The following is a 25668-nucleotide window of genomic DNA, read 5'->3' on the forward strand; positions in this document are numbered from 1 at the left end:
TCCTGTATCTGGCTCCTGGTCGTTCGCATACGGATGGGGCTGGGCCGTGCTGTATTCAATCGCTGCCACCGGGGTGGTGGCCGGGCCAGCACGCCATGCAATTGGCAGAGCCTAGTTCAATGCACTGCCGAGCGAAAGAAATTGCGGTTCTTCGCGTCATCTGGAGGTAGATGAATGCACGCCTTTCGGTGTTCGCGATTGTCTTGACGGCGTCGCGTTGAAAGGCGACGTTGTGCTCCACCACTCACGGGAGAACAGCATGACTAACCACACCGACGGAAACGCAACCCGCACGCGTACGCGTCTTCTCGGCCTGCTCGTGCTGGGCGCCGCCTTCATGGCGCCGCTTGCCGCCCAGGCCGATGATCATCATCCGCCGCACCACCCGACGCGCCACAAGGTGTGCAAGCCGCATCGCGTGTATGACAGCCACCACCACTACCACACCGTGCAGCAGTGCCATTGGGTCACGCGCTGATCGGAGCGATGTAGGAGCGCGCTTGCGCGCGATCCGGGTTGAGGCACGCCCGATCGCGCGCGAGTGCGCTCCTGCACAACCTGGGGTTTCTAAGTGGGGCCTAAGGAACATCGATTAGGGTGGATCGCGTTCCACTCTTCGGTTCTCCGGCAAGATGCCCGCACGTTCGACCAAGGCGCCACGTACCCACACTCGCTTGCCGCTTGGCCCCTCGGGAGCCCAGGCCCTGGGCGCTCAGATTCGTGAGGCGCGCCTGGCCGCCGACATGCGTATCGAAGATCTGTCCGCGCTGAGTGGTGTCCACCGTTCGCAAATTTCGCGCATTGAACGCGGCATCGCAGTGACCCTGACGCCGACGGCGCGCGGTCTGTGCGAATGCCTGGGCATTCCGCTGCCGATCGACGCGGGGCAGGGCAAGGCCGTTTTACTCAGCGCGCGCGTCGCCGCCTTGGTGCACGCGTACCCGGATGCTTCCGAGCACGTGCTGCGTGCGCTGGAAGACATAGAGCGGCAGTTCGGGCCCGTCAGCCCCAAAGACCGTCGCAAGCGGTCGAAAGCCCCCTGATGCCGCCTGAAGGGTGGGCGAGAAGCACTTCTTTCATGCTGGCGACAAAGGCTTCGGGTGCCTTGGACAGGCCGCGTTCCAGGAAGGCCCTGGCTTCATCATGACGGCCCTGGCCGGCTAACACCGAGGCCCAGGCGCACTCGCCGCGATAATCCCCGGCGTTGGCCGACGCCTCGTAAAGCGCATATGCCCGCGGCAGATCCTGCGGGGTTTCCCACCCGTGCTCGAAATAGCGCGCCAGGAAACACATGGCTCGCGCGTGGCCAAGTGCGGCGGCACGACTGAACCACGCGAACGCGTCGATACGGCTCTCGCGCAGGCCCCGCCCCTGTTCCAGCACATGGGCGTAGTTGTACATACCCCAGTCGAGGCCATGTTCGGCCGCGCGGCGGAACCACACGGCAGCCAGTTCGTGATTCACCACGGCACCCCAGCCGTTTTCGTGGCAGCGGCCCAGCATGTTCATGGCCATGGGTGAGGCCAGGTGCGCCGCCTGCATGAACCAGTACACCGCCTCCACAGGTTGGGCATCGCAGCCCTGGCCATCCAGGAACATCTGGCCGACGATGGTTTGCGCGGTGGCGTCGCCTTCCTTCGCCAGCCGCAGCGCATAGGCGTGCGCACATGTCGATGAGGTGGCGAGCTCGGTCCCGAAGGCGTCTACATCAAAGGCCGTCATGTGATCGACCATTCGCGTAGCAGGTTGTGATACACGCCGGTTAGCCTCAGCACTGCGCCGGCATCCGCACCCTTGCTGGCCAGTTCCTGTATGGAAAGATCCATATCGAAGAGCAGCCGTCGGCGCATCGCATCAGGCACCATGCTCTGCACCCAGAAGAAGCATGCGGTGCGCGCACCGCGGGTCACCGGCGCTACGCGGTGCAGGCTGCTTCCGGGGTAGAGCACCATGTGCCCCGCCGGGAGCTTGATCGCATGCGTGCCGTACGTATCTTCGACGATGAGCTCGCCGCCATCGTAGGACTCGGGATCGTTGAGGAAGAGGGTAGCCGAGAGGTCGGTGCGCACGGCCAGTGGCGGCGTGTGTCGACGGTCGTAGCGGATGGCGTTATCCACATGCATGCCGAACGCCTGGCCGCCCTCGTAGCGATTGAACAGTGGCGGGTAGATGCGCAGCGGCAGGGCGGCCGCAAAGAAGGTGGGGTTGGCCAGCAGCCGCTCGACCAGGGCATCTCCCAGCGCGCGGGCAATGGGATCATCCTCGGCAACCTGGGTATTGCGCTTGGCCTGGGCGGATTGGTAGCCCGCCGTCACGCGGCCGTCGTCCCACTGTGCTTCGCGCAAACGCGAAAGCAGGGTGGCGGTGTCGTCGGCCGTAATAATGTTTTCGATCTGCAGAAGCATGGTGATACGCCCAGGCCGCGGTGAAGCGGCCCGGGCGTCCTCAGGTCAGAAGCGGAAGTTGGCGCTGAGCATACCGACGCGACCCGGTGCCACGTTGGCGTAGTGCGCGGCATAGGCCTTGTCGAAGTAGTACTTGTTCGTGAGGTTCTGCACGTTTAGTTGCAGGGTCACATTGCGGTTGAGCACATACGATGCCATCAGGTCATAGCGCGTGTAGCCCGGCACCCACTTGGTGTTGGCCGTATTGCCGTACACACGATCCATGGCATACGCGCCGCCACCCAGCGTAAAGCGCGGAGTAAACGCATAGGTGGTCCAAAGCGTGAAGCTGTTTTTCGGCGTATTCGGGAACTGGTTGCCCTTGCTCGCCGCATCCGCTGGCGCCGGCTTGACCAGGTCGCTATCCAGCCAGGTGTAACCACCGAAGACGTTCCACTTCTCGGTGATGCGGCCGTTGATGCCGATCTCCACGCCGTCGACGCGTTGCTTGCCCGCGTTGACCATGACGCTGCCGCGGCCACCGGTGGCAACGCGCGCGTTGCTCTTTTCACTGCGGAACACAGCGCCGGTCAGCGAAATGCGGTTGTCCAGCAGGTCCCACTTGCTGCCGAGTTCCAGGTTACGGCTGCTCTCGGGCTTGAGCGAGTCATTCGTCGCGGCGATGCCATCGGCACCGTCGCCGGCATCCACGCCCGGTGGGTTGGACGAGGTGCCCCATGACGCGTAGATGCTGCCGTTCTCGGCCGGCTTGAACACCAGGCCCGCCTGCCAGTTCCAGAACGACGAATTGTTGCGCACGCGCACGGTGGCGTTCGTGGTGGTCACCGCGGTGGACTTGGTCTCGAAGTGGTCATAACGGCCGCCAAGGTTCAGCGACCACATCTCGTTGAAGTCCATCGTATCGAACGCCCACGCAGACCGCGTGTTCGTCGTGATGCGGTTCGGGTTCTGGCCGCCGATCAGCGCGCCCTGCCACGGATCGTGCGGGTTGGGATCGATAACCGGGGCGCACCAGTAATTGGATGCCGCGCCGATACCGTACTTCGCCGAGCACGCGCCGTTGGTGATCGCGCCGATGTTGTGCGTATCGGCGGCGTTCTTTGCCGGGTCCACCAGGTACTGCGAACGGTTGGTCTTTTCGTTGGCGATTTCGATGCCGGCTGCGATGGTGTGCTTGACCGAGCCGGTTTCGAACGCACCGGTCAGGTCCGTCTGGTTGGTGAGCGAATCCGTGGCGCTGATGCGGTTGTTGGCGCGGCGCCAGATCCCGCCGTTCGCGAGGAAGTTGCCGTTGCTGTCGTCCGGCTGGGTCCACAGGTAATCGTTGGTGGAACGTGCATAGACCGATGTGTTGCGCAGCTGCCAGCCATCGGCGAAGTTGTGCTTCACGACGATCTGGCCGATATCGTTCTTCTGCTTCTGGAAGTCGCGGTCCAGCAGGCCGTAGTACGTGTCGCGCGGCACATCGATGGGGCTGCCGCTGCGCGTGGGCGCGTTGTTCGGGTTGTTGTACGGGATGCCGCTGTCAGGCGTGTCATCCGTCTGCATGTGGTAATAGCTCAGCGTGACGCTGGTATCGGCATGCAGTCCGAAAGTGACCGAGGGTGCGACGCCCCAGCGGCTCTGGTCGGGTCCGTCGCGGCCGGGAATGTTCGCGTCATGTGCCATCAGGTTCAGGCGGAACGCGGAGTCGTCGCCGAACATCTGGTTCCAGTCCGCGGTGCCGCGGCGGTATGCATCGGTGCCCAGGCCGATCGAGCCAGCCACAAAGTTCTTCGCCTCTGGCGCCTTCGTCACCAGGTTCACGCTGCCGCCCACCGAGCCGCGGCCGGTATACGCCGAGCTTGGGCCCTTGGTCACTTCCACCTGTTCGATATCGAAGATCTCGCGTTGCTGCGAGCCGGAGCTGCGCACGCCATCGACGAAGATGGAACTTTCCGAATCGAACCCGCGAATGATCGGGCGATCGCCGTTAGGGTTGCCACCTTCGCCCGCGCCGAACGTAATGCCGGGGACGGTGCGAAGGACATCGAGCAGGGAGATGGCGTTGGTCTGCTGGATGATTTCCTGCGGCACGACGGTGACCGAGCGCGGCGTATCGATCAGCGGTGCGGTGAACTTGGGCGACGTGCTGTTGACCACCGTCGACTGCACCTGCATGCCTTCGAGGTTCTCGGTTTTGCGCTCCTTGCCCTTGTCCTGCGGGTCCGGGTTGGGCGCATCGGTGGCGTGGGCGGCGGAGCCGGCCATGACCAGGCCCAGGGCGCTTGCGACAAGGCGGCGGGGTGGTACGGACCTCGAGGTGATATACGACGACATGATGGATGTTCCCTTAAACGTGGTTCCCGCCATACGCGGGCAAAGCGAGTCCGGCGGCGCCCGGGTTAATGGGCGTCGTACGCTTTCGCGGAGAGGTGAAGTAATTACGGCGTGAAACATTAACGCATGTGATAATGATTCGCAATAACAAATGGTCTCGATGGAAGCCGTTGGGGCCCAACGACTACGGGTTTGAATCAATGAAAAGAGAATGAGTTGAGAAAATCGACGAGATAATGGCCCTTACTAAGGAAGCTTATAAAGTCCTTACTAATAAGAGCGCATGTAATGCGCGCGCTTGTCGAACCCTGGCCATGGCCATGGCGACGTCACGGGTAGCCGCCATGGATCATCCACGCGTGGCGCCGCATGCCTGGCGTCGCACAGATTTTCCTAAGCCAGCTTGGATAGCTTGACCGGCAGTTTTCTACGGACGACGGTCTCGCATGTCTGCATCCCTGGCCAGGCCACTGCTATGTGGCCTTATTGCCGCTGGCATGGCCGCGTGCGCGCACTATGCGCCGCTACCGCTTGAGCACGAACCCCAGTACGCCGATACCATCAGCGCGCTGCAGGGTGCCGCTGCCGTCCCGGCGGCCCTCACCCAGGGTGACGTCACGCGCCTGATCCTGCTGAACAACCCGTCGCTGAAGCTGGCCGGCTTGCGGCGCGCGGAGGCACGCGCTCGGGCGGAGGCCGGCGCGCTTCCACCCAACCCGTCGTTTTCCGGCAGCCTGGGCTACCTGCTCTCCGGCGCGGGCGATGCAACGGCGTGGACGGCGGCCCTCGCCGAACCGGTGAACGGCTTGATCACACTGCGTGCGCGCCGTGCCGAGGCACACGCAACGACAGCGGAGGTGGATGCGAGCCTTGCCTGGGAGGCCTGGCAAGCGGTTGCCAGGGGACGGCAGCTCACGACGGATATCCTGCTCGATGAGCAGTTGTTTGCCCTGCAGGCGCAGATCGCGCAAACCCTCCACGAGCAATGCGCCGCCGCCAGCCGCGCCGAACGGGCGGGCGACATGGAACGCACCGTGACGGCCCCCGTGGCACAAGCGGCCAGCGAAGCGGATGTTGCCGCGGCAGAGACCGAGCGCACGCTGGCCGGGCAACGGCGCGAGCTGCGTGCGCTCATGGGGTTGCGATTCGATGCGCCGCTCGCGCTCGCTCCCTTACCGCCGATGCCCGCCCTGGATGACGCCGCGGCTGACGCGGCGATCCACGACCTGCCCAGGCACCGGCCTGATCTTGTAGCCCTCGCCATGGGTTACGAGGCACAGGATGCGCGCTTCCGCACGGCCGTGCTCTCGCAGTTCCCCGCGCTGTCGCTTGGCTACGACGCCTCACGCGACAACAGCCGTGTCATCAATGGCGGCCCGGCGTTTACTGTGGATCTGCCGATCTTTGACCGCGGCACCGCGAACGCCGATGCCGAGGGGCTGACTCGCGAGCGCTTGCACGCGGAATACAGCCAGCGCATCGCTGATGCGAGGGACGAAGCCAGGGCACTCGTCGTGGCGAACCGGCTGGCCGTGCTGCAGTGGCGTCGCCTGTCGCAGCCAGAGGCGACCGAACCCGACCAGGCAGCGGCCGCTGCGGGTGCGCTGGCAAGGGGCGACCTCGACCGTGCGACGTACAGCGGGCTGGCCGTGGCATCACTGGCCAGGCAAGTCGCGGCACTGCAAAGCGAACGAGTCATGCGCGATCAACGGATTGGGCTTGAGGCCCTGCTCGGCATGGGCATGCCGGTCATCGATACGGAAAAGGAGCGTCACTGATGCGTAGGACCCGTATGGCGTCGTTCGCCCTATGCCTTGGCGTACTCGCCGGTTGCCAGGCCACACCGGACGACGATGCGGCGCACGAAGTGGCGTCGGCTGCCGTGCTCGTCGCTCCGCCACAGAAGGGTGTCATGCCCCGCACGGTCGTTGCGTGGGGTGAGGTGAGCCAGGGCGCTCCCTATCAGCACATGATCACCCTGCCGTTTGATGGTTCGCTGGCGACGTTGAAGGTGGCGCAAGGCGAGGCGGTGCACAGAGGCCAGGTACTCGCCTCGTTCGACCTTGCGCCCGACGCCAGGGCTACGATGGACATGGCAAGGACCGGCGTGCAGAGCGCGGCGGCATCGCTCGCGCATGTGCGCCGCCTGCGCAACGATGCACTGGCCACTGACGAACAGGTGGTGCAGGCATCGAAGGCACTGGCGGATGCGCAGGCGGCATTTGCGGTGTTCGCCCAGGCCGGCTCGGCAGATTCTTCAGTCGCGTTGCGTGCGCCCGTGGACGGAACCGTGGCGACGGTAGCTGTCTCGCCGGGCCAAGTGGTCGCCGCTAACACGCCTCTGCTTGCCATTTCCCCTACGGCAAGCCTTACGGTGGCCGCAGGAGTCGAGCCCGGCGCAGCGGGGATGGTGCGCGCCGGCATGCCGGTGGATCTGGAACTCGTGGGCGGCACCCGTCGGATGTCGGGACACGTACTTGGCATCGCTGGTGCCATCGACGCACAAACGCGCCTGGTGCCGGTACGTATCCGCCCGGATGCATCGCCGATGCCTGGAAGTACGTGGCGGGCCGAGATCACGGTGGGGGAGGCTGCGGGATGGACGGCCCCTGCGGATGCGGTCGTCGACGATAGCAGGGGCCGGTGCGTTTACCAGGTCCGTGACGGGAAGGCACATCGCGTCGACGTGCGTGTCGTCCTTGAGCGCGGCGACCGTGTATTGCTCAGCGGCGACATCGATCCATCGGTGCCGCTCGTGACCGCCGGCGGTCCCCAACTGGCTGAAGGCATGACCGTGGTCACCAGCGGCGGTGGCCGCTAATGCCGGCTGCGTTCCTGGCGCGGCATGCCGCGACACTCATCCTGCTCACCGTCATGCTGGCGATGATGGGTGCGGTCGCCGCGCTCAATCTTCCGGTTGGGCTGTTCCCGCAAGTATCGTTCCCGCGGATCGTCGTGGACCTTTCGGCTGGCGACCGCCCGGCCGAAACCACATCGCTGCTCGTGACCCGGCCCGTTGAGGACGCCATACGGTCCATCCCCGGCGTTAACAGCGTGCGCTCGGAGACATCTCGCGGCGAGGCGCAGATCTCGGTGGATTTCGGTTGGGGCCGCGACATGATCGCATCGACCCTGCTTGTCGACGCCGCCATCGCGAGGACCATGCCCGACCTGCCCGTGGGTGCGCGCTATGACGTTCGCCGCATGGACCCCACGGTCTTCCCGATTATTTCGTACGCCCTGCGCGGTGAGGGTATCTCGCCCGTGGCCCTGCGTGACTTCGCGCAATATCGCATGGCCCCCATGCTGGCTTCCGTCCCTGGGTTGGCGCGCGTCGATGTGCAGGGTGGCCAGGCCGCCGAGATCGAAGTCGACGTGGATCCGCACGCGCTCGCTTCGCGCGGCCTCACCGCCACCGATGTCGTCACCGCCATCGCCGCAGCAAACCAGGTGAGTGCGGTCGGTCGTATCCAGGATCATCACAAACTGTTTCTCGTCGTGGCAAACGATCCGGTAAGCGACGCGCGGGCCGTGGCGTCCATTCCCCTGGCCAATGCCGGTGGGGGGCGGACCACCGTGGGCGATGTGGCGACGGTGAGGAGCGGTGTGGCACCCGACTGGACCCGCGTCGCCGAGGACGGCCGGCCAGCCGTCCTCCTGAACGTATTCGAGCAGCCCGATGGCAATGCCGTGCAGATGGCGGCAGCGGTTCGGTCGAAATTGAAGAGTCTGCCGTTGCCACCCGGCATCACGTTGAAAAAGTGGTACGACCAGAGTGAGCTGGTGACGGCGTCGGCCGGTAGCGTGTGGGAAGCGATCGCGATTGGCCTGGTCCTGGCGGCGCTGGTGCTTTTCGCCTTCCTCCGCAGCATGCGCCTCGTCGCGATCGTCTTTATCGCCGTGCCGGCCATCCTGGCGGGAACCATTCTTTGCCTGAGCGTCACCGGGCTCAGCTTCAACATCATGACCCTGGGCGGCATGGCGGCCGCGGTGGGGCTGGTCATCGATGATGTCATGGTCATGGTTGAGCACATGGCACGCCGGGTGGCGGCGGCCGGTGGGCGCCGCTACGACGTCGTCATCTACGATGCGGCCGGGGAGTTTATCGTGCCGCTTTCAGGATCAAGCCTGGCTACGTTGATCGTGTTCGTGCCGCTGGCGTTCCTCGATGGGGTGACGGGTGCGTTCTCGCGAGCGCTATCGATCACGATGGGCGCGGCCCTGATCGTATCCTGGATCGTCACGGCGTTCGTGGTGCCGCCGCTGGCAGCGCGCTTTTCGCGTCCACGAAGCTGGGTACACGTGCCAGCGCGATGGGAGCGCGCCTTTGCACGCGCCCACGGCCACGTGATGCGGGTAGCGTTCCGCCGCCCATGGTTCGTGGTCGCGCTTGTCGCCGGTACGTTTGCGGTAGGCATCGTTTCGTACATGCATGTGCCAACCGGTTTCATGCCCGAGGCCGATGAGGGTGGCTTCGTGCTCGATTACTACACGGCACCGGGTACCTCCATCATCGAGACGGAACGCGAAGTCGCGCAGATCGAATCCCTGCTGCGGATGAACAAGGATATCGATACCTTCTCACGCCGCCTCGGCACCGGCCTGGGTGGGGATCTGGGCCAGTCGTACCACGGCGATTTCTTCGTCAAGCTGAAAGCTGGCCACGATGCCGCGACACTCGACGTGATGAACGACGTACGCGACCGCATTCTGCATAACGTCCCGGGCGTGCAGGTGGAGGTGGCGCAGCTCATGGAGGACCTTATCGGTGATCTGACGGCCGTCCCGCAGCCCATCGAGGTCAAGCTGTATGGGGACGACGTCTCGACGTTGCTCCCACTGGCCGATCGCATTGCCCATGCCATGGCCCATGTGCCGGGCCTGGTGGATGTGAAGAGTGGCGCACAGCTCGCGGGTGATGCCCTGGAGGTGCGTGTTGATCCAACCGCCGCGGCCGCTGAGGGTGTGACCGTTCAGGCCGTGTCCCAGGCGATTTCCGATGGCCTCGTCGGCGTCATTGCGACAGAACTGCCCAGCGCCACCAAATCGATCGGCGTACGCGTGGTGGGTGCCGGCTCGTCGGCGTGGCGGATAACCAACCTGCTCGCGTTTCCCATACGCTCTGCCGATGGACATATGTTCCCGCTATCGCGCGTCGCTGCGGTGGTGCCGGTCGCAGGCCAGCCACAAATCACCCGTGAAGACCTGCAAGCCATGGTGCCTGTGACGGCACGCATCGAGCATGGGGGCATTAAGTCGGCCGTGGCCAGGGTGCGGGCTGAACTGGCCCGGCCGGGGGTGCTTCCGCCTGGCGTGCGATATGAACTCGGTGGCCTCTACCAGCAACAGCAGATGGCGTTCACGGGACTGAAGAAAGTATTCGCGGCCGCTATGGGCGCGGAATTCCTGCTGCTCATGTTTCTTTACCGGCGTGCTCGCATCGCGTTGCTCGTCATTGCCGCTTCGCTTGTTTCGGCGTCTGCGGTATTCGCCGGGCTGTGGATCGCGGGCGTGGATCTTAACGTCACTGCGATGATGGGCCTCACGATGGTGCTTGGTATTGGTACCGAGATGTCGATCTTCCTGGTATCCGAATACATGGCCATCGGTTCGCGTCTTGGCTGGCGTTTGGCGATGCGTCGCGCCGTGCGCAATCGCCTTCGCCCCATCACGATGACGACGTTGGCTGCGATCCTCACGTTGTTGCCTTTGGTGCTTGCGCTAGGTCAGGGGGCGGATATGCAACAGCCGCTCGCGGTGGCGATTGTTGCAGGACTGTTGCTGCAGTTTCCGATGGTGCTTGTCGCACTGCCGGTGGCACTGCACGTCGCCATGGGGCGGGTAAAAACGCTAAGTTGAGCATAAGCGCGTGTGGCTAGGCTGCGCGCATGAAAACCGCTCGCCACGTCTTGTTCTGGCTTCGTGACCGTCCGTGGTTGGCCACGATGTTCTGGGTGATTCCCGCGGCATTGCTGCCAGCGGTGCCGATCGATGAGACACGGTATTTGTCGATCGCGTGGGAAATGCGGCGGTCGGGCAATGCCATCGGACTGACATTGAACGGTCATCCGTACATGGATAAATCGCCGTTGCTCTTTTGGCTGATCAATGTCGCCTGGACATTGCTAGGCGTGTCGACGCTGGCCGCGCGTGCTGTATCCATCGCGTTCGCGGCGGCATCGGTGGCGACCGTTACCGCCATGGCCCGGCAGTTTGGGCTTAACGATCCTGCCAGCGCCGGTTGGATACTGCTGCCTTTTGTTCTGTTCGGGGCCTTCGCGCCGGTCGCGATGTTTGATCTTCCCCTGGTGTGCTTCGTCGCCCTTGGCATGCTCGGGCTGGTCTGGTGGGTCAAGGGAAGGCGTGTTCACGGCGTCCTTCTTTTCCTTGTCGCCGCGATCTTCGGTCTGTTGGCGAAGGGGCCGGTCTACCTGTTGCATTTGCTCGGTCCGATGGTATTGTTGCGCTGGTGGCATGGCAGGCCGATCGAACGACCGTGGCGGTTCACCGCCGGTATCACCGGCTGCCTGGCCCTGGCCGGTGTTCCATTGGCACTGTGGGCCATCACGAACGCGGCGCGCTTTCCGGATGTACCCATGCTGCATACGCTCTCACACCAATCCGTGGGGCGCGTGGCGCACAGCTTTGCGCACAAGCGTCCTGTCGCCTGGTACCTGCCATGGATTCTACCGTTCCTTCTGCCGTGGAGTTTCCTGCTGAAGTGGCGTGGTGTGCGCACGAACCTCGCGTGCGCCATCGGTAGCGGAGAAGGGCGCCTGGGAGTGGCGGCTACCGTGCCGGCGTTTATCGCGTTCTCATTTATCAGCGGAAAACAGATCCATTACCTGTTGCCGCTGCTCCCGGGCGCCGCGCTTCTGGGTGCTGCCATGGTCGAGCATGGCGTCACGCCATTCTCGTTCGGGCGTGTGCGGCTGTTGCTCGCCGCTGTCGCACTGGCCTGGGCGTGGCCAGTGGCCAATGCAGCCGTTGGCATGCCCGGCAACGCGACCTGGTACATCGCTGCGCTGGCCACATCGGCGTTGCTCGGCCTTGGCGCCCTTGCCACGCGCGGCTTCGCCTCCCGGGCCGAAGGGGGCCAGTTGCGAACGGCGGCCTTTGCCGGGTTGATGGCCGTCGTGGCGTTGGTGCTTCTTGTGGGCGTGCACGTGAAAGCACACATGGATCCCAGCGAACTTGCCGATACGGTGAAGGAGCTGCAGCGGCGGGGCGTGGCAGTCGCAGCGGTGGGCGACGAGCCCGGCATGGTGACGTACCTGGCGCGGTTGCCGCGCCCGTTACCCCGCATCACGGAGAACGCGGCGTGGGTTCATGCAAACCCCGAAGGCCGTGCATTGGTGCATGCGAGCCAGGGCGCGCCACCCGCCTTTGTCGAGTCGCCCATCCTGCTTGCCGATGGTTGGGAAGGCTTGGTGCCGGCACCGCACCTCAACGAGGTGCATCCGTAACGGGAGCGGGGTGCACCGGAAACCGCACGGCGACGCGCAGGCCTTTTCCGTGCGCGCCTTCGCCTAGCGCGACCGTGGCCCCATGCAGGTGGACAACGCGATGGACGATCGAGAGCCCCAGGCCGAAGCCGTCGCCCAACCCGGTGTCCCGCTGAAAACGCTGAAACACCGCCTCCCTACGTTCGGCAGGTATGCCGGGTCCGTCATCGGTCACCGCAAGCGTGGGAGCACCTGCTGAATCGTCGAGGGATACGGTCACGGTGCCGCCCTGCGGTGCGTGGCGCAGGGCGTTGGCGACAAGGTTTCGCAGCATGGCATGCAGCGCAGCATCATCACCGGTCACCCACCAATAGCCGGGCGTTGTGCGCTGGCCCAGCGTGATGCCACGCATGGCAGCTTCCGCGCGGGCTTCGGTGATGGCTCCCTTGATCAGCTGTACAAGGTCGACCTTGGCGGCCGGCGCGAATCGCGCCTCATCCAGCCGTGCAAGGGTAAGCAGTTCCTCGGAGCGCTCGCGTAATACCTGCAGGCCGGCGATGGCATCGGGGAGCGCGGCCGCCAGCTCGCTGGCGGGCGCATGGCTTAATGCGCCCTCGACGTTGATCACCGCCGAGGCGATGGGCGTGCGTAGCTCGTGCGCGACATCGGCACTTAGCCGTGTTTCCCGGTCGAGGGCGTCGTCGACGCGCAGCAAATACGCGTTCACCCCGTGGATGAGCGGCGCAAGTTCGGGGCCGTGGCCTGCCATCACGATCGGATCGCGTGTGCCCGCAGGGCGGCTGGAGAGGTGACTGGCCAGGCGCGATAGCGGCGCGAGCACGCGTTCCACCGACCACGTGGCGAGCCAGCCGAGCAACGGCAGGCCGAGCAGTAGGGGCAATGTGTGCTCAAGCCACACGGCGCGCAGGATGTCGCGCCGGCTATCGTGGCGTTCGCCGACAATGACGATCCGGTCCTTGTTCACATCGTCAAACCGATAGAGTCGCCACTTGCGGCCGTCAAGATGCACGTCGCTGAAGCCGGCAGCCGGTATCGCGGTGCCGGTGAGATGCCTGAAGTTCTCGGTCGCCAGCACATCCTGGCCGGACCGGCTGAGGACGCGGTAGCCCACCTCCAGTTCGTACGTGCGCGTGGCGCCCATGGGCGGCAGCACGGGAACGTTCGTGATGGGCCTGCGTGCCAGTTGGTCGCCCGCAGGCGCCAGCACCATCAACTGATCCATCGTCACGGCGGCGTGGATCAGGCGTGCGTCGCAGTATTCATCCACCTTCTGCAGGGTGAGGCGCGCCGCGACGACGCCGATCAGCCCCAGTACGCCAAGGATGGTGATGAAAATCGATAGCTGGAGGCGCCCGACAATGGATTTCATCGGTCGGCGGGCGAGGGTAACAGGTATCCCATGCCGCGAATGGTCCGGATGTTGTCCGGCCCGACCTTGCGGCGCACGGCGTGGATAAGCACTTCCAACGCGTTGGGGCTTACTTCGGAGTCGCGCCCGTACACCAGGCTATCCAGAATATCGCGGTGTACGATGCGCCCTGCGCGCGCGGCCAGGGTATGCAGCAGGGTGAATTCCCTGGGTGTGAAGTCCACACGCTTACCCGCGACGAGCACTTCGAAACTGTCGAGGTTCATGCGGATCGTGCCCACTTCGATGACATGGTCCACGGCTTCGCGAGTCCGGCGGGCCACTGAGCGGATCCGGGCGCCCAGTTCGTCGAGATGGAACGGTTTGCTCAGGTAATCGTCAGCTCCCGCATCCAGTCCGGTGACCTTCGAGCGGATATCGTCACGCGCGGTCATGATGATGACCGGTACCGTCAGCTGCTCCGACCGGGCTGCGCGTATGACGTCAATGCCGTCTATATCAGGCAGCCCCAGATCGATGAGTGCCACGTCATCCTTGCGCGTTCGCAACCGCGCCAGGGCCCTGGCACCGTCGCGCTCCCACGTGACGCCGTGCCCCAGCTGTTCCAGGGCGCGCACGATGGCCTTTCCAAGGAGGACATCGTCCTCGACAACGAGGATTTCCACGAAGGTGGCTCCGGGCAGTTCAGTGGCGGCTCCATTATTTCCGGCGTGCCTTACGGGCTGCTTTGCGCGTAGGCGCCGGTTGCATGAAGGAGGTTTCATCGCTGGAGCAAGGCTTTGCTAAGGCTTGATCCGCACCCTTGGCGATCAGGATTTGCTGGAAGTTACCCATGCCCCAGGCTGCATCGCCCCCATCCCGTTCGCCATGGCGCCACCGCGCCCTATGGATGACGATTCCCGTACTGATTGGCGCCGGCGGCTTCGCCCTTGCCGGGCTCTCAGGCCGGCCCGCCACGACGGCCGTGGCACCCCCCTCGACGGTTACCACGGTGGCTGCGGCCCGGCGCGATATGCCGCGATGGATCGCGGGCGTCGGGACGGTCACCCCGCTGAACGAAGTGATGGTGAAGGCGCGCGTGGACGGCCAGCTTGATCGCATCGCCTTCCAGGAGGGGCAGATGGTCAATGCGGGCGACCTCCTGGCCGAGATCGATCCACGGCCTTACCAGGCGGCGCTGGTGCAGGCCGAGGCCGCTGCGAAGCGCGATGAAGCGCAACGCCGGAACGCCGAACTCGACCTGTCCCGCTACCAGAAGCTTTCGACACTGCAAGTCGTCCCACGCCAGCAACTGGACTCACAGAAGGCCCAGGCCGAATCGCTCCTTGCGACGGTGGCCGCGGACCGCGGTGCGGCCGATGCAGCGCGTCTAAACGTCGCCTTTACCCGTATCACCGCGCCCATGGCCGGGCGCGTTGGGCAGCGCCTGATGGACCAGGGCGCGCAGGTACATGCCGCGGATACGACAGGCATCGTGACAGTCACCCAGATCGAGCCGATCACGGTAGTGTTCCCGGTCTCCCAGGATCTGCTGGCGGATGTGGTCGCGGCCGAACGCCTCCGGCCGGTTCATGTCGAGGCGACGGCACGCGATGGATCGGCGGTCCTCGGGCGCGGCACGCTTACGTTTGTCGACAGCCAGGTAGCCGCGTCGACCGGCCAGGTGTTGCTCAAGGCCCAGTTTGAAAATCATGACCATGCGCTGTGGCCCGGCGCGTTCGTCGCGGCGCGCCTGTTGCTGGATACCCAGGCACAGGTGATCACAGTGCCATCGCAGGCCGTGCAGCGCGACCAGGCTGGCGATTTTGTCTACGTGGTGGATGCGAGCCACGTGGCTCGCCAGCGCCGGATCACCACCGGCCTCGATGCGGAAGGCTATACGGTGATCACACGCGGCGTAGCCGAGGGCGAGCGGGTGATCGTTGAAGGGCAGGGCGACATCCAGCCCGGCGTACGCGTGGTGGAGGCTTCCCGTGCACAGCCCGGGGCAAGCGCATGAATGTGGCCACCGTATTCATTCGCCGGCGGATCGGCACGCTGCTGCTTGCCGCCGGGTGCCTGCTGGTGGGTGCGGTGACGTACCGACTGCTTCCCGTGGCGCCGTTACCGCAGGTGGATTTCCCGACCATCCAGATTAGCGCTCAATTACCGGGAGCCAGTGCCGAGACCATGGCATCGTCGGTAGCCACGCCGCTGGAGCGGTCGCTATCCGATGTACCGGGCGTCACGGAGATGACCTCATCCAGTTCGCTAGGGCAGACGCAGATCGTGCTCCAGTTCGACCTGAGCCGGAATATCGATGGGGCCGCCCAGGATGTGCAGACCGCGATCAACGCTGCGGGTGGCCTGCTGCCGAAGAACCTGCCTAATCCGCCGACTTACCACAAGGTGAATCCGGCTGATTTCACCATCATGTCCATCGCCCTTACATCACCCACGCTGACGCTCACCGAGCTGGACAAGTTGATGGAAGAGCGGCTTGCCACGCAGGTCTCGCAGATGAAGGGCGTGGGCCTCGTGGACTATCACGGCGAGCAGCGGCCGGCCATCCGCCTTCGCATGGATCCTGACAAGGTGTCGGCGCTCGGCCTGAGCCTGGATGATATCCGTACTGTTGTCGCGGCGCAGACGGTGGATGCGCCCAAGGGCTCGCTCGATGGACCGCACCAGAGCATCACGCTGAAATCGACCGACCAGATCCTCGACCCCGCCGCCTACCGGGACATGGTGGTGGCATGGCGCAACGGTGCGCCCATCCGCGTGAGCGATCTCGGTACCGTGGTCGAAGCCGCGGAGGACGTGCGCAGCGCGGCGTGGCTGCAGGGCGAGCGGGCCATCATCATGGATATCCACAAGCAGCCCGGCTACAACGTGGTGGAGACCATCGCCGCGATCAACGCACGCCTGCCGCAGCTGGCGGCGGCATTGCCGCCGTCTGTGCACGTGCGCGTCGTGGGCGACCGCACCCAGACCATCAGCGCGTCGGTGGCGGATGTCCAGTACACGCTGCTGGCGACGATCGTACTGGTCGTCGCGGTGATCGCAGCATTCCTGCGTAACGTCTGGGCAACGGTCATTCCTGCGGTGACGATCCCGCTCTCGCTCGTGACCGCGTTCGCGGTGATGTACGTGCTCGGCTACAGCCTGGATAACCTCTCGCTTATGGGTTTGACCATCGCCGTCGGCTTCGTGGTCGATGACGCCATCGTGGTGATTGAGAACGTGGTGCGGCACATGGAGGCGGGGAAGGGGCCGTTGCACGCGGCCGTGGAGGGGACTCGCGAAGTGGCGTTCACCATCGTCTCGATGACGCTATCGCTCATCGCCGTTTTTATCCCCATCCTCTTCATGAGTGGCATCGTAGGCCGGCTGTTCCGGGAGTTCGCCGTGACGATCAGCGCAACCGTGCTTATTTCAGGCGTGATGTCCCTCACGGTAACCCCCATGCTCTGCGCGTGGCTGGTGCGGCCTGACCATGAACGGGCGCATGGGCGGGTCTACCTGGTGCTTGAGGGCTTGCTCCAGCGTATGAACGCGTTCTACGTGCGTACGCTGGACTGTGCCCTTGGCCATCGACGGGCGGTCCTCCTCTCGCTGGCAGGAACGATTGCGTTGACCGGTGTCCTGTTTGTGCAGATTCCGAAGGGCTTTTTTCCCCAGGTTGATGCCGGTCTCATCGTTGGCTCGGCCCAGGCGTCGTCGAGCATTTCGTATGGCGCCATGTCCAGCCGTATCCAGGAACTGGGTGCGATCGTCATGCGCAACCCGAACGTCGACAACGTGTACTTCTGGATAGGCCCCAACCCTACGCTGAGCCAGGGGCGGGTCATGATCAACCTGAAACCCTTGCCGGCCCGGCATGCATCGGCCAGCGAGGTGCTCGACCAGATCAAGGTGGCTACAGCCGGCGTGCAAGGCATAAAGCTGAAAATGCAGGTGCGGCAGGATATCCAGATTGGCGGCCGTTCGAGCGCGGCGCAGTACCAGTACACCCTGCAATCCACGGATGTCGCCGCGCTGAATAAAGCGGCGACGGGCCTCATGGCCGAGTTCAGGCGCATGCCGTTGCTGCGCGACCTGGATTCGGACCAGCAACCGGCGTCGAAGACCGCGACGGTAGACATCCATCGCGATACGGCGTCACGGCTTGGCGTGAGCGTGCAGGCTATCGACGATGTGCTCTACGACGCGTTCGGCCAGCGCCAGGTGGCAACGCTGTTCACCCAGAACAACCAATACCACGTGGTGCTGGAGGTATCCCCCGGGTTTCAGCTGGATACGGCATCGCTATCGCATCTGTATGTGCGGTCAACGGGTGGTGGGTTGGTTCCGCTCAATGTCGTGGCCAGCGTCGTGGATGGCGTGGCGCCGATCACCGTGAACCACCAGGGGCTATTCCCCGCCATCACGCTATCGTTCAACCTGGCCAAGGGGGCATCGCTCAGTGATGCGGTGACGGCGATCCACGCGGCGACCCAGCGCATTGGCATGCCGGTGTCGGTAACAGGTGCGTTCGCCGGGACGGCCCAGGCGTTCCAGGATTCGTTGGCGAGCCAGCCATGGCTCATCCTCGCCGCGGTGGTCGTGATCTACATCGTCCTCGGCGTGCTTTATGAGAGCGCCGTCCATCCCCTGACGATCGTTTCGACGCTGCCTTCGGCCGGGCTTGGCGCCTTGCTTGCGCTGGAGCTCTTCGGACAGGATCTCTCGGTCATGGGCCTTGTTGGCATCCTCCTTCTCATCGGTATCGTGAAGAAGAACGCGATCATGATGGTGGACTTCGCCATTGAGCGGGAGCGGCACGGTGCGACACCGCTGGAAGCGATCCGCGAGGCATGCGCGCTACGCTTTCGCCCCATCCTCATGACCACGATGGCGGCGCTGCTCGGCGCCGTGCCTCTTGCGATCGGCCACGGTGCAGGCGCGGAACTACGGGTGCCGTTAGGCATAGCGATTTGCGGTGGCCTGATCGTGTCGCAACTGCTTACGCTGTATACGACGCCAGCGGTATACCTTGCCTTTGACCGCTTCGCGAAGCGCGAGCCGGGCGTCCTGCCGCTGGCTTCGCTATCCTCAGACGCATGAGCGAGCAAGGCCTGAGTGTGAATGCATTGCGAAGCCACCGGATTGGCCCGGTGTCGTTCGAGCTCGGCCCCGGTGAGTGCGTGGCCGTCATGGGCACATCCGGTGCGGGGAAAACGCTTCTGCTGCGACTCCTCGCCGACCTGGATCCCGGTGAGGGGCGAGTCGCACTCGGTGGCGTGGATCGCAACAGCATGGGGCCGTCGAAATGGCGTCGGCGGGTGATGTTCGTGCCCGCCGTTTCCGCCTGGTGGGCTCCGACCGCGGCCGAGCACTTCACCGACGGCACGCGGGCGGAATCGGCTGCACTTTGCCGGGAACTCAGGCTGCCCGCTGACATCATGGATCGCCCGGTGGGCCGCCTGTCCACGGGTGAGAAGCAGCGACTGGCGCTTATCCGTGCCATCGTGGAGCGGCCCGAGATGCTGCTCCTCGATGAACCGACCAGTGGCCTCGATCCTGACGCTGCGCTGGCGGTAGAGACCTACTTGGCGGGCCTGGCCAAAGGCGGTGCCGGCATGCTGTTTGTCACTCACGACCTCGGCCAGGCATGGCGCATGGCCAGCCGTGTGTATCAGCTCAAGGGTGGGAGCCTGCATCCTGCATGACAGCCGTGACGTTCAGCGCGGTCGACGTGGCCGTCGCCAGCAGCATGCTCGTTTTCGATGGCGTGCTGTCGATCGCCCTGCGGCTGGGCATTCATCGCTCACTTGCGATCGCTGCGATTCGCATGGTGTTGCAGCTGGTCGCGCTGGGTTTCATCCTGCGCACTGTGTTCGCCATCGATGCGATCTGGCTGACATTGGCCCTAGTCTTGCTGATGACCCTGGCGGCCGCCCGTGAGGCCGGCGCGCGACCACAGCAGCGCCTGTTTCGTGGCCACTACCTCACGAGCCTCGTGGGCGTCGCAGCACCGGCACTGTTGACCTGCGTGTTTGCGCTCATCTCGTTGCTGCCGGGCGACGATGGCTGGTCGCCACGATTCGTGGTGCCGGTGGCGGGAATCTTGCTGGGCAACGTGCTCAATGCGGTAAGCCTGGGCATGGCTGACGTGCTCGAGGGCGTGACGGTCGAGGCCCCGGCGATCGAGGCGCGCCTGATGCTGGGTCACACCTACAGCGATGCCACGGGCGCCCTGCAGCGCCGCGCGATCCGGCGTGCGATGGTGCCGCTGGTGAACCAGATGAGTGCCGCCGGCATCATCACCATGCCCGGCATCATGACGGGGCAGGTGTTGGCAGGCATGGATCCGTTGCAGGCAGCGACCTACCAGATCGTGCTGATGTTGTTGCTTGCCGGTGGGAGCGGGCTGGGCGCCGTGGTGTCAGTGAGGCTTGTCCTGCGGCAGCTAACCGATGGTCGTGAACGTTTGCGGCTCGATCGCCTGCGATAAACACCTGCGCGCGATTCACGCTACGGCGCGCCCGATCGCGCGCGAGCGCGCTCCTACAGGTCCATGCGGCGGGGCGTGATACGGCCGCGGGTGGTGTCTACGATGCGCGCGATGATCGCATCGAGCTTGTCGGTAGGTGCCACCACGATGAGGTCAGCTCCGTCGGTGACGAAAGTCTCGTGTTCGATGGTTCCCTCGAGTTCGCGGATGCGGGCGCTGACGAGCGCGAGGTCGGCGAACTCCGCGCGCAGCGCGATGCGGCCGGTTTCGATAATGGGCACGCGTGGCGCAAGCCGCAGGCACTCCGCTGCGCTGCCGCCATAGGCACGTACCAGTCCGCCTGCACCGAGCTTGATGCCGCCATACCAACGCGTCACGACAACGGCCACGCGATCGCAGCCTTGCCCATCGATCGCTGCAAGAATCGGCCGCCCCGCGGTGCCGCCGGGTTCACCATCGTCGTTGAAGCGATACGCGTCGCCCATGCGGTACGCCCAGCAGTTATGCGTGGCGGCGGGATCGCCCACGGCCTGGAAGAACGCGAGGGCGTCGGCGGGCGACGCGATGGGCGAGGCTTGCGCGAGGAAGCGGCTCTTCTTGATTTCTTCCTCGTGCCGGAACGGTGCGGCGAGCGTGTGAAGCGGGGTATTCAAGGTTTCAGGTCGCGGAGGTCTTGCGGCAGGTCGTAGGCAGGATACAGGCGGCGCAGTTCGGCCAGTTTGCGCAACGCTTCGGCGCGGTTGCCCTGGTCGAGCAGGCGGCGGATTTCACCGACGCGATCATCCGGGTCGAGGCCGGTGACCATGGGTTTGGCGACCAGCATGCCTTGGGACACGGGTGCCGGTGCGAATGCCGCCGATGCGGCGGGCGTGTCTGCACGGCGCTCGGTGGTATTGCCGGTGTATCCGTACACGGTGCGTTCGGGGGGCGCCGCCGCCGGCCGCGTGTCGCTGCGGGTTTCTGCGGGCGCATTCGCCACATCCATGGCGGCTGGAGGTGCGGGCGGAGCGGGCGGTGCAGGCGGAGCGGGCGGTGCAGGCGGAGCGGCGGGCGCCGGCGCCGGTGCGGATTCGGGGGGTGCCATGGGGGCGCGGAGGACTTTGGCCTGGGCGACGATGGCTGGGCGTGGTGAGGTGGTGGTGTCATCCGCAGCCCTTGCGCGGGCCTGATCGCGCGCAAGGCGCGCTCCTGCGGGGGGTGGGGCGAGCTTGGGTGGTGCGGCAGGTGTGGCAACGGTTTCTGCTTCGGGGGCAGCGACGGGAGCAGGGGCCGGTGCCGGTGCGGCGAGCTTTTCGGCTCGCTCGGTCAGCGGGTCGCGGATAGGGGCATTGCGCAGCTGCCAGCCCACGCCTACGGCGAGTACGAGCACGGCGGCTGAGCCCAGTGCCACCGGCCAGCGCGAGCGGCGGCGCGCGGGTGAAGCGGCGCGAGGCGGAACCGCGCGCTCGGCCGCGGCGAGCACCGCGGCATCCAGCGCCGCATCGGGGTCGGCCTTGGGCAGGCGCGCGTACAGCGCGGCGAGTTCGCGCTCGTCGGGCAGTTCGTCGTCGCTCGGGGGTGGCGTGTTCGGGTTCATGTCGTCAGGCAAACCACTGCTTGATGCGTGCCATGGCGTAGCGCAGCCGCGATTTTGCGGTTTCGCGACCTACGCCGGTGATGGCGGCGATGTCCTCCAGGGAGAGTTCGTACTCCATGCGTAACACAAAGGTCTCGCGCTGGTCCTCGGGCAGGCTTTCAATCGCCTGCTGCATGCGCCGGCGCAGCTCGAATTCGGAGAGCGCCTGCTCGGGTTGTTCCCGTTCGGGAGCGGCCTGGTTCGCGAAGATGGCATCGGCTTCATCCGACGTTGCCAGGGGCTTTTGCCGGCGGAAACCATCGATAGCCAGGTTATGCGCGATCTGCAGTAGCCACGTGCTGAACTTTGCCTCGGGCCGGTAGCGGTCGCGCGCCGCGATGACGCGCGCCCACGTTTCCTGGAACAGCTCGTCGGCCTGGGTGCGGTCCTTCGCGGTCTTCAGCAAGAAACGATACAGCGGGCCCTTGTGCCGCGCGTACAGCACTTTGAACGCGGCCGCGTCCCCGCCCACCCAGGCGAGCATCAGCGAGGCATCGTCGGCCAGGGGAGCATCCATGGCCGACGAGGTTACGGCATTCGGGCGTGGCATAGCAGCCCTGGGTCAGCGCGTACCGGCTACCGGGGTCTGCATGACGCCGGCCAGGTCAGCCAGGCGCGCCATGCCTGCGCGGTAACCGCCTTCATCCTTGCCCTGGGCGGAGCGGGCCAGTTCTGCCACTTTGTCGTAGCCAAAGCCCGCGCTGTATTTGCCACCGCGCAGGTTATCGGCGAACGCGGCGACAGCGGCGGCGAAGCGCATGCGCTCGCTCGGTGTGCCGACGGTGGCGCCCAGTGGCTGCTCAATCAGCTGGCTTGCACCGCCATCGGGCGCCTTGTAACGCAGGCGCAGGAAGCCGAGCTCATCACCCTTGCCGGCCGGAGGCTCGGTGCCGTAACGCAGCGGATCCACGCTCGCCCCCTTCGCGCCCTTTAAGGTGATCTCGTACAGCGCCGTCACGTTCGCACCCGCGCCGATCTCACCAGCATCCACCGCATCGTTGTTGAAGTCTTCGCGGGCAAGCATCCGCTTCTCGTAGCCGATCAACCGGTATTCGGCGACAACACCCGGGTTGAACTCCACCTGGATCTTCACGTCCTTCGCGATCGTCATCAGCGTGGCCGACATTTCATCGACGAGCACGCGGCGGCCTTCTTCCAGGCTATCGATGTAGTGGTGGCTGCCATTGCCGACATCGGCGAGGGTCACCGCCATTTCGTCGTTGTAGTTGCCCTCGCCAAAACCGAGGGTGGTCAAGGCGACACCACTTCGGCGTTTATCGGCGATGCGGTCCTTCAGCTGCTGCACGCCGACGGTGCCGACGTTGAAGTCGCCATCGGTCGCCAGGATCACGCGATTCACACCGCCCTTGATGAAGCCCTTCGCGGCCTGTGCGTACGCGAGATCGATGCCTGCAGCGCCGTTGGTCGAGCCGCCTGCGCCGAGCGAATCGATTGCCGCGTTGATCTTCGCGTGCTGGTCGCCCGCCGTGGCGGGCAGGGCGACACAGGTGCTTCCGGCGTAGGTCACCAGCGAGATGCGGTCCTGGGCGCGCAGCTTCGGCACGATCTGCTTCAGCGAGGCCTTGAGCAGCGGCAGCTTGTCGGGCTCGTTCATCGAGCCGGAAACATCGACGAGGAACACGAGGTTCGCGGCTGGTATCTCACTGGCTGGCACGGTGTAGCCCTGGATGCCGACGAGCAGCAACTGCCGGTTCGGGTTCCACGGTGAAGGCGCGAACTCGGTGGTCACGGTGAACGGGCGCGAGCGATCCTTTGGTGCGGTGTAGCCGTAGTTGAAGTAGTTGATGAACTCTTCGCTACGCACCGCGTCGGCCGGCGGCAGCTGGCCCTGGTTCAGCAGATGGCGCACGTTGGTGTAGGAACCGGTATCCACATCGATGCTGAAAGTGGATACCGGGTCGGCCGCGGCCTGGTGCACCGGGTTGGTGTCGCGGTGTGCGTAACGGCTGGTGTCCACATCCTGCATGGCCACGGCGCCCATGTAGCCCATCACCGGTGCGCTGGCCATGACCTTTGCCGTGGGCTGGTTCATCGCCGGTGTGCCTGGCGCGGGCGGAGCAGGCGGTGGCGGTGGTGCGGCCAGCGCCACCGGCCCTGCGTAACCCAGTGCTTCCTGGGCCACGGCGGGCGCCCCGGCGGCACGCGCGTCACGACGCACCTGCGGGCGAACCCTGGGTGGCATGGGTGCACCATAGCCATAGCCGGCATCGGTGAGGGTGGCGCAGTTCGTATCCGCTTCGGGCACGGGCGGCGCCGGCGTCGGGTGGCGCGCCTGCGGCGGCTCGGCACCGGCGGCGCCGGCGGCAACCACCAGGCCGGTGAAGAGCAGGGAAAGGGTGATGCGTAGCGTGTTCATCGTGCATGGCCTCCTTGGGGGCATGCAGATGAAACGGAGCAACAGGGCAAACGGGGTTAACCGGCGCGCACTGAATTTTCCAGGCGAGCCTCGCTGGGCCCACCCACGCGGTTACGGCCGTTGTGCTTGGCGCGGTACAGGGCCCGGTCGGCCGCGTTGAGCAGCTCCAGCGGGCCGCCAGCGGTACTGGCCTGGATTGCCGCGACGCCGATGGTGATGGTCAGCACGCCGAACGGGCTGCGTGGATGGACGATATCCTGGGCTTGCACCTGGGCACGCAGGTCCTCGGCCAGTGCCATGGCTTCCATCAATCGCGTACCCGGCGCGACCACGGCGAACTCCTCGCCGCCGAAACGGGCCACGAAATCGCCTACGCGCAACCCACGCGATACCAGGGTCGAAGCCAGTGCACGCAAGCAGTCATCGCCGGCCAAATGGCCGTAGCGGTCGTTGTACTCCTTGAAGAAATCGACATCGATCATCAACAGCGCAATGGGCTCGCGTTGGCCGGGGCGGTGCCACTCGCGGAGCAGGCGTTCATCCAGCGCGCGGCGGTTGGCCAGCCCGGTCAGGCTATCGACGAAGACGAGGCCCTCCAGTTCGTCACGGCTGCGCGACAGGCGGAATTCTTCTTCCACCAGGTCCACCTGGGCCAGCGTGCCGCGCAGGCCAATGCCGATCACCGCCGCGATGGCCCCGGCGATGCCCAGCGAGGGGTAGCCCGGGATCACCATGAGGCCGAACCCGAGCACGCTCATGGCGAGGAAAGTGGGGCTGGCACTTTGGACAAAGCGAATGAGGTACACCGGCGGGTGCCAGTGGCGTTGCGGCTTGCGCGACAACGTGGCGATGCACAGCGCGAGGAACGGTACATCCAGCAAGGCGTCCCACGGCGAATCACCGAAATCGGGGTGGCCGCCGAGGGCGACGTAGTGGTTGTAGAAATACCCGGACGCTGCGTAGCAGACGAAGAACGCCATGACCGCGCGGAAGAAATAGTGGTCATCGGCGCGATCGGTGGCGAGGAAGCGCAGCAACGCCGCGACGGCCAGGCATACGTTCTCGAAATCGAGCATGTGCGCGACATCGATGGCCTGCTGGGGGCCCATGGCGCCTTCGAGCGAGACGATGGAGAACGTGCGCACGTAGAACAGCACGCCAAGGAGGGCGGCCAGCACCAGGTCGATCGCCAGTGCCCAGCGTTTGCGCGCGGCCACCGGCGCCGACGACACCGCAACGAGCACCGGCAGGACGTACAGGATGTAGAAGAACATGCTGTCGCCCGGTGCCGGGTTGGAATTATCCAGCACGTAGTTCTGCCGGGCCGACAGGGACATGCCCACGGTCCAGAGCATGAGGCTGCCCAGCAGCAGCCACCAACGGCTGTCCCGCGGTGTGCCCGAGCGGTGCCAGGCCAGCACCGTGCTGGACATGGCCGCGATCGAGGCGGCGAAGAAAAAGCCGTACGAGATCGCCATGCCGCCGGCCGGCGTGACCGCCAGCGCGCTAGCGTGGACCGCGAGGATGACCATCGCGGCAATGACGAGTTTCATGGCGTGCTCAATGCCCCCTGCCTGCAACGCTATGGTCATATCGGCGGGCTCGCGGCAAAGTTGAGCCCAGCGCTCAATATCTTAGGGCG

The 25668-nt window shown here is 65.2% G+C and carries 20 protein-coding genes; 10 read left to right on the forward strand and 10 right to left on the reverse strand.

Annotation, left to right across the window (positions count from 1 at the left end; genetic code table 11):
• The first annotated feature begins 259 nt into the window (after positions 1 to 259).
• The gene (locus L2Y97_RS09295; protein ID WP_247435832.1) at positions 260 to 478 is read left to right on the forward strand and encodes a hypothetical protein; all 219 of its coding nucleotides are present in this window, start codon (positions 260 to 262) and stop codon (positions 476 to 478) included.
• A gap of 265 nt (positions 479 to 743) precedes the next feature.
• Positions 744 to 1043: a helix-turn-helix domain-containing protein gene (locus L2Y97_RS09300; RefSeq protein WP_247435835.1), complete on the forward strand. Its 300-nt coding sequence runs from the start codon at positions 744 to 746 to the stop codon at positions 1041 to 1043.
• On the opposite strand, the gene L2Y97_RS09305 is transcribed toward L2Y97_RS09300, so the two are convergent.
• The 3 genes from L2Y97_RS09305 to L2Y97_RS09315 are packed head-to-tail and all read right to left on the reverse strand — an operon-like array spanning position 1003 to position 4724.
• Positions 1003 to 1722 (reverse strand): tetratricopeptide repeat protein, encoded by a 720-nt coding sequence (locus L2Y97_RS09305; RefSeq protein ID WP_247435837.1) that lies wholly within the window; start codon positions 1720 to 1722, stop codon positions 1003 to 1005. The genes L2Y97_RS09300 and L2Y97_RS09305 overlap by 41 nt on opposite strands.
• Positions 1719 to 2405 carry a Fe2+-dependent dioxygenase gene (locus tag L2Y97_RS09310; RefSeq protein ID WP_247435840.1) on the reverse strand — a complete coding sequence of 229 codons (687 nt, stop codon included), beginning with the start codon at positions 2403 to 2405 and terminating at the stop codon, positions 1719 to 1721. The genes L2Y97_RS09305 and L2Y97_RS09310 overlap by 4 nt, the downstream gene beginning before the upstream one ends.
• A 45-nt stretch (positions 2406 to 2450) precedes the next feature.
• Positions 2451 to 4724: a TonB-dependent receptor gene (locus L2Y97_RS09315; RefSeq protein WP_247435843.1), complete on the reverse strand. Its 2274-nt coding sequence runs from the start codon at positions 4722 to 4724 to the stop codon at positions 2451 to 2453.
• 446 nt (positions 4725 to 5170) lie between these two features.
• Here L2Y97_RS09315 and L2Y97_RS09320 point away from each other — a divergent pair, with 446 nt between their 5' ends.
• Genes L2Y97_RS09320 through L2Y97_RS09335 form a run of 4 tightly spaced genes read left to right on the forward strand, consistent with a single transcriptional unit; the run spans position 5171 to position 12190 of the window.
• Positions 5171 to 6502 carry a TolC family protein gene (locus L2Y97_RS09320; RefSeq protein ID WP_247435846.1) on the forward strand — a complete coding sequence of 444 codons (1332 nt, stop codon included), beginning with the start codon at positions 5171 to 5173 and terminating at the stop codon, positions 6500 to 6502.
• Positions 6502 to 7545 (forward strand): efflux RND transporter periplasmic adaptor subunit, encoded by a 1044-nt coding sequence (locus tag L2Y97_RS09325; protein WP_247435849.1) that lies wholly within the window; start codon positions 6502 to 6504, stop codon positions 7543 to 7545. Before L2Y97_RS09320 ends, L2Y97_RS09325 begins: the two co-directional genes overlap by 1 nt.
• Positions 7545 to 10583 carry an efflux RND transporter permease subunit gene (locus L2Y97_RS09330; RefSeq protein ID WP_247435852.1) on the forward strand — a complete coding sequence of 1013 codons (3039 nt, stop codon included), beginning with the start codon at positions 7545 to 7547 and terminating at the stop codon, positions 10581 to 10583. Before L2Y97_RS09325 ends, L2Y97_RS09330 begins: the two co-directional genes overlap by 1 nt.
• 29 nt (positions 10584 to 10612) lie before the next feature.
• Positions 10613 to 12190: an ArnT family glycosyltransferase gene (locus L2Y97_RS09335; RefSeq protein WP_247435854.1), complete on the forward strand. Its 1578-nt coding sequence runs from the start codon at positions 10613 to 10615 to the stop codon at positions 12188 to 12190.
• Here L2Y97_RS09335 and L2Y97_RS09340 read toward each other — a convergent pair.
• Positions 12171 to 13559, reverse strand: coding sequence for a sensor histidine kinase (locus L2Y97_RS09340; RefSeq protein ID WP_247435857.1), 1389 nt, complete (start codon positions 13557 to 13559; stop codon positions 12171 to 12173). The two genes, L2Y97_RS09335 and L2Y97_RS09340, sit on opposite strands and share 20 nt — an antisense overlap.
• Positions 13556 to 14224, reverse strand: a complete 669-nt coding sequence (locus tag L2Y97_RS09345; RefSeq protein ID WP_247435860.1) for a response regulator — start codon at positions 14222 to 14224, stop codon at positions 13556 to 13558. Before L2Y97_RS09345 ends, L2Y97_RS09340 begins: the two co-directional genes overlap by 4 nt.
• 167 nt (positions 14225 to 14391) lie before the next feature.
• Here L2Y97_RS09345 and L2Y97_RS09350 point away from each other — a divergent pair, with 167 nt between their 5' ends.
• From L2Y97_RS09350 to L2Y97_RS09365, 4 genes are read left to right on the forward strand one after another with little or no spacing between them, the layout of a single operon-like run.
• Positions 14392 to 15558, forward strand: coding sequence for an efflux RND transporter periplasmic adaptor subunit (locus L2Y97_RS09350; protein WP_247435862.1), 1167 nt, complete (start codon positions 14392 to 14394; stop codon positions 15556 to 15558).
• On the forward strand, positions 15555 to 18644 hold the full coding sequence (locus L2Y97_RS09355) for an efflux RND transporter permease subunit (RefSeq protein ID WP_247435865.1): 3090 nt from the start codon (positions 15555 to 15557) through the stop codon (positions 18642 to 18644). Before L2Y97_RS09350 ends, L2Y97_RS09355 begins: the two co-directional genes overlap by 4 nt.
• Before the next feature lie 50 nt (positions 18645 to 18694).
• A complete protein-coding gene (locus L2Y97_RS09360; RefSeq protein WP_247435868.1) occupies positions 18695 to 19249 on the forward strand; it encodes an ABC transporter ATP-binding protein in 555 nt (184 codons plus the stop codon).
• Positions 19246 to 20034, forward strand: coding sequence for an ABC transporter permease (locus tag L2Y97_RS09365; RefSeq protein ID WP_247435870.1), 789 nt, complete (start codon positions 19246 to 19248; stop codon positions 20032 to 20034). The genes L2Y97_RS09360 and L2Y97_RS09365 overlap by 4 nt, the downstream gene beginning before the upstream one ends.
• 53 nt (positions 20035 to 20087) lie before the next feature.
• Here L2Y97_RS09365 and L2Y97_RS09370 read toward each other — a convergent pair whose 3' ends face one another.
• From L2Y97_RS09370 to L2Y97_RS09390, 5 genes are read right to left on the reverse strand one after another with little or no spacing between them, the layout of a single operon-like run.
• A complete protein-coding gene (locus tag L2Y97_RS09370; RefSeq protein WP_247435873.1) occupies positions 20088 to 20687 on the reverse strand; it encodes an IMPACT family protein in 600 nt (199 codons plus the stop codon).
• Positions 20684 to 21610 carry a hypothetical protein gene (locus tag L2Y97_RS09375; RefSeq protein ID WP_247435876.1) on the reverse strand — a complete coding sequence of 309 codons (927 nt, stop codon included), beginning with the start codon at positions 21608 to 21610 and terminating at the stop codon, positions 20684 to 20686. The genes L2Y97_RS09370 and L2Y97_RS09375 overlap by 4 nt, the downstream gene beginning before the upstream one ends.
• Positions 21611 to 21614: 4 nt before the next feature.
• Positions 21615 to 22166 carry an RNA polymerase sigma factor gene (locus L2Y97_RS09380; RefSeq protein ID WP_247435878.1) on the reverse strand — a complete coding sequence of 184 codons (552 nt, stop codon included), beginning with the start codon at positions 22164 to 22166 and terminating at the stop codon, positions 21615 to 21617.
• Positions 22167 to 22211: 45 nt separating this feature from the next.
• A complete protein-coding gene (locus L2Y97_RS09385; protein ID WP_247435881.1) occupies positions 22212 to 24026 on the reverse strand; it encodes a vWA domain-containing protein in 1815 nt (604 codons plus the stop codon).
• 56 nt (positions 24027 to 24082) lie between these two features.
• Complete coding sequence (locus tag L2Y97_RS09390) at positions 24083 to 25579, reverse strand: GGDEF domain-containing protein (RefSeq protein ID WP_247435883.1); 1497 nt, start codon at positions 25577 to 25579, stop codon at positions 24083 to 24085.
• Positions 25580 to 25668: the final 89 nt, after the last annotated feature.

The sequence above is a fragment of the Luteibacter aegosomatissinici genome, assembly GCF_023078495.1.
Lineage (GTDB): Bacteria > Pseudomonadota > Gammaproteobacteria > Xanthomonadales > Rhodanobacteraceae > Luteibacter > Luteibacter aegosomatissinici.

Coding starts and splice junctions, on each gene's coding strand:
- L2Y97_RS09310 (WP_247435840.1), bottom strand. CDS start 2,405: ATGCTTCTGCAGATCGAAAACATTATTACGGCCGACGACACCGCCACC.
- L2Y97_RS09380 (WP_247435878.1), bottom strand. CDS start 22,166: ATGGATGCTCCCCTGGCCGACGATGCCTCGCTGATGCTCGCCTGGGTG.
- L2Y97_RS09350 (WP_247435862.1), top strand. CDS start 14,392: ATGCCCCAGGCTGCATCGCCCCCATCCCGTTCGCCATGGCGCCACCGC.
- L2Y97_RS09315 (WP_247435843.1), bottom strand. CDS start 4,724: ATGTCGTCGTATATCACCTCGAGGTCCGTACCACCCCGCCGCCTTGTC.
- L2Y97_RS09300 (WP_247435835.1), top strand. CDS start 744: ATGCGTATCGAAGATCTGTCCGCGCTGAGTGGTGTCCACCGTTCGCAA.
- L2Y97_RS09340 (WP_247435857.1), bottom strand. CDS start 13,559: ATGAAATCCATTGTCGGGCGCCTCCAGCTATCGATTTTCATCACCATC.
- L2Y97_RS09305 (WP_247435837.1), bottom strand. CDS start 1,722: ATGACGGCCTTTGATGTAGACGCCTTCGGGACCGAGCTCGCCACCTCA.
- L2Y97_RS09375 (WP_247435876.1), bottom strand. CDS start 21,610: ATGAACCCGAACACGCCACCCCCGAGCGACGACGAACTGCCCGACGAG.
- L2Y97_RS09295 (WP_247435832.1), top strand. CDS start 260: ATGACTAACCACACCGACGGAAACGCAACCCGCACGCGTACGCGTCTT.
- L2Y97_RS09320 (WP_247435846.1), top strand. CDS start 5,171: ATGTCTGCATCCCTGGCCAGGCCACTGCTATGTGGCCTTATTGCCGCT.
- L2Y97_RS09355 (WP_247435865.1), top strand. CDS start 15,555: ATGAATGTGGCCACCGTATTCATTCGCCGGCGGATCGGCACGCTGCTG.
- L2Y97_RS09365 (WP_247435870.1), top strand. CDS start 19,246: ATGACAGCCGTGACGTTCAGCGCGGTCGACGTGGCCGTCGCCAGCAGC.
- L2Y97_RS09335 (WP_247435854.1), top strand. CDS start 10,613: ATGAAAACCGCTCGCCACGTCTTGTTCTGGCTTCGTGACCGTCCGTGG.
- L2Y97_RS09325 (WP_247435849.1), top strand. CDS start 6,502: ATGCGTAGGACCCGTATGGCGTCGTTCGCCCTATGCCTTGGCGTACTC.
- L2Y97_RS09330 (WP_247435852.1), top strand. CDS start 7,545: ATGCCGGCTGCGTTCCTGGCGCGGCATGCCGCGACACTCATCCTGCTC.
- L2Y97_RS09385 (WP_247435881.1), bottom strand. CDS start 24,026: ATGAACACGCTACGCATCACCCTTTCCCTGCTCTTCACCGGCCTGGTG.
- L2Y97_RS09390 (WP_247435883.1), bottom strand. CDS start 25,579: ATGAAACTCGTCATTGCCGCGATGGTCATCCTCGCGGTCCACGCTAGC.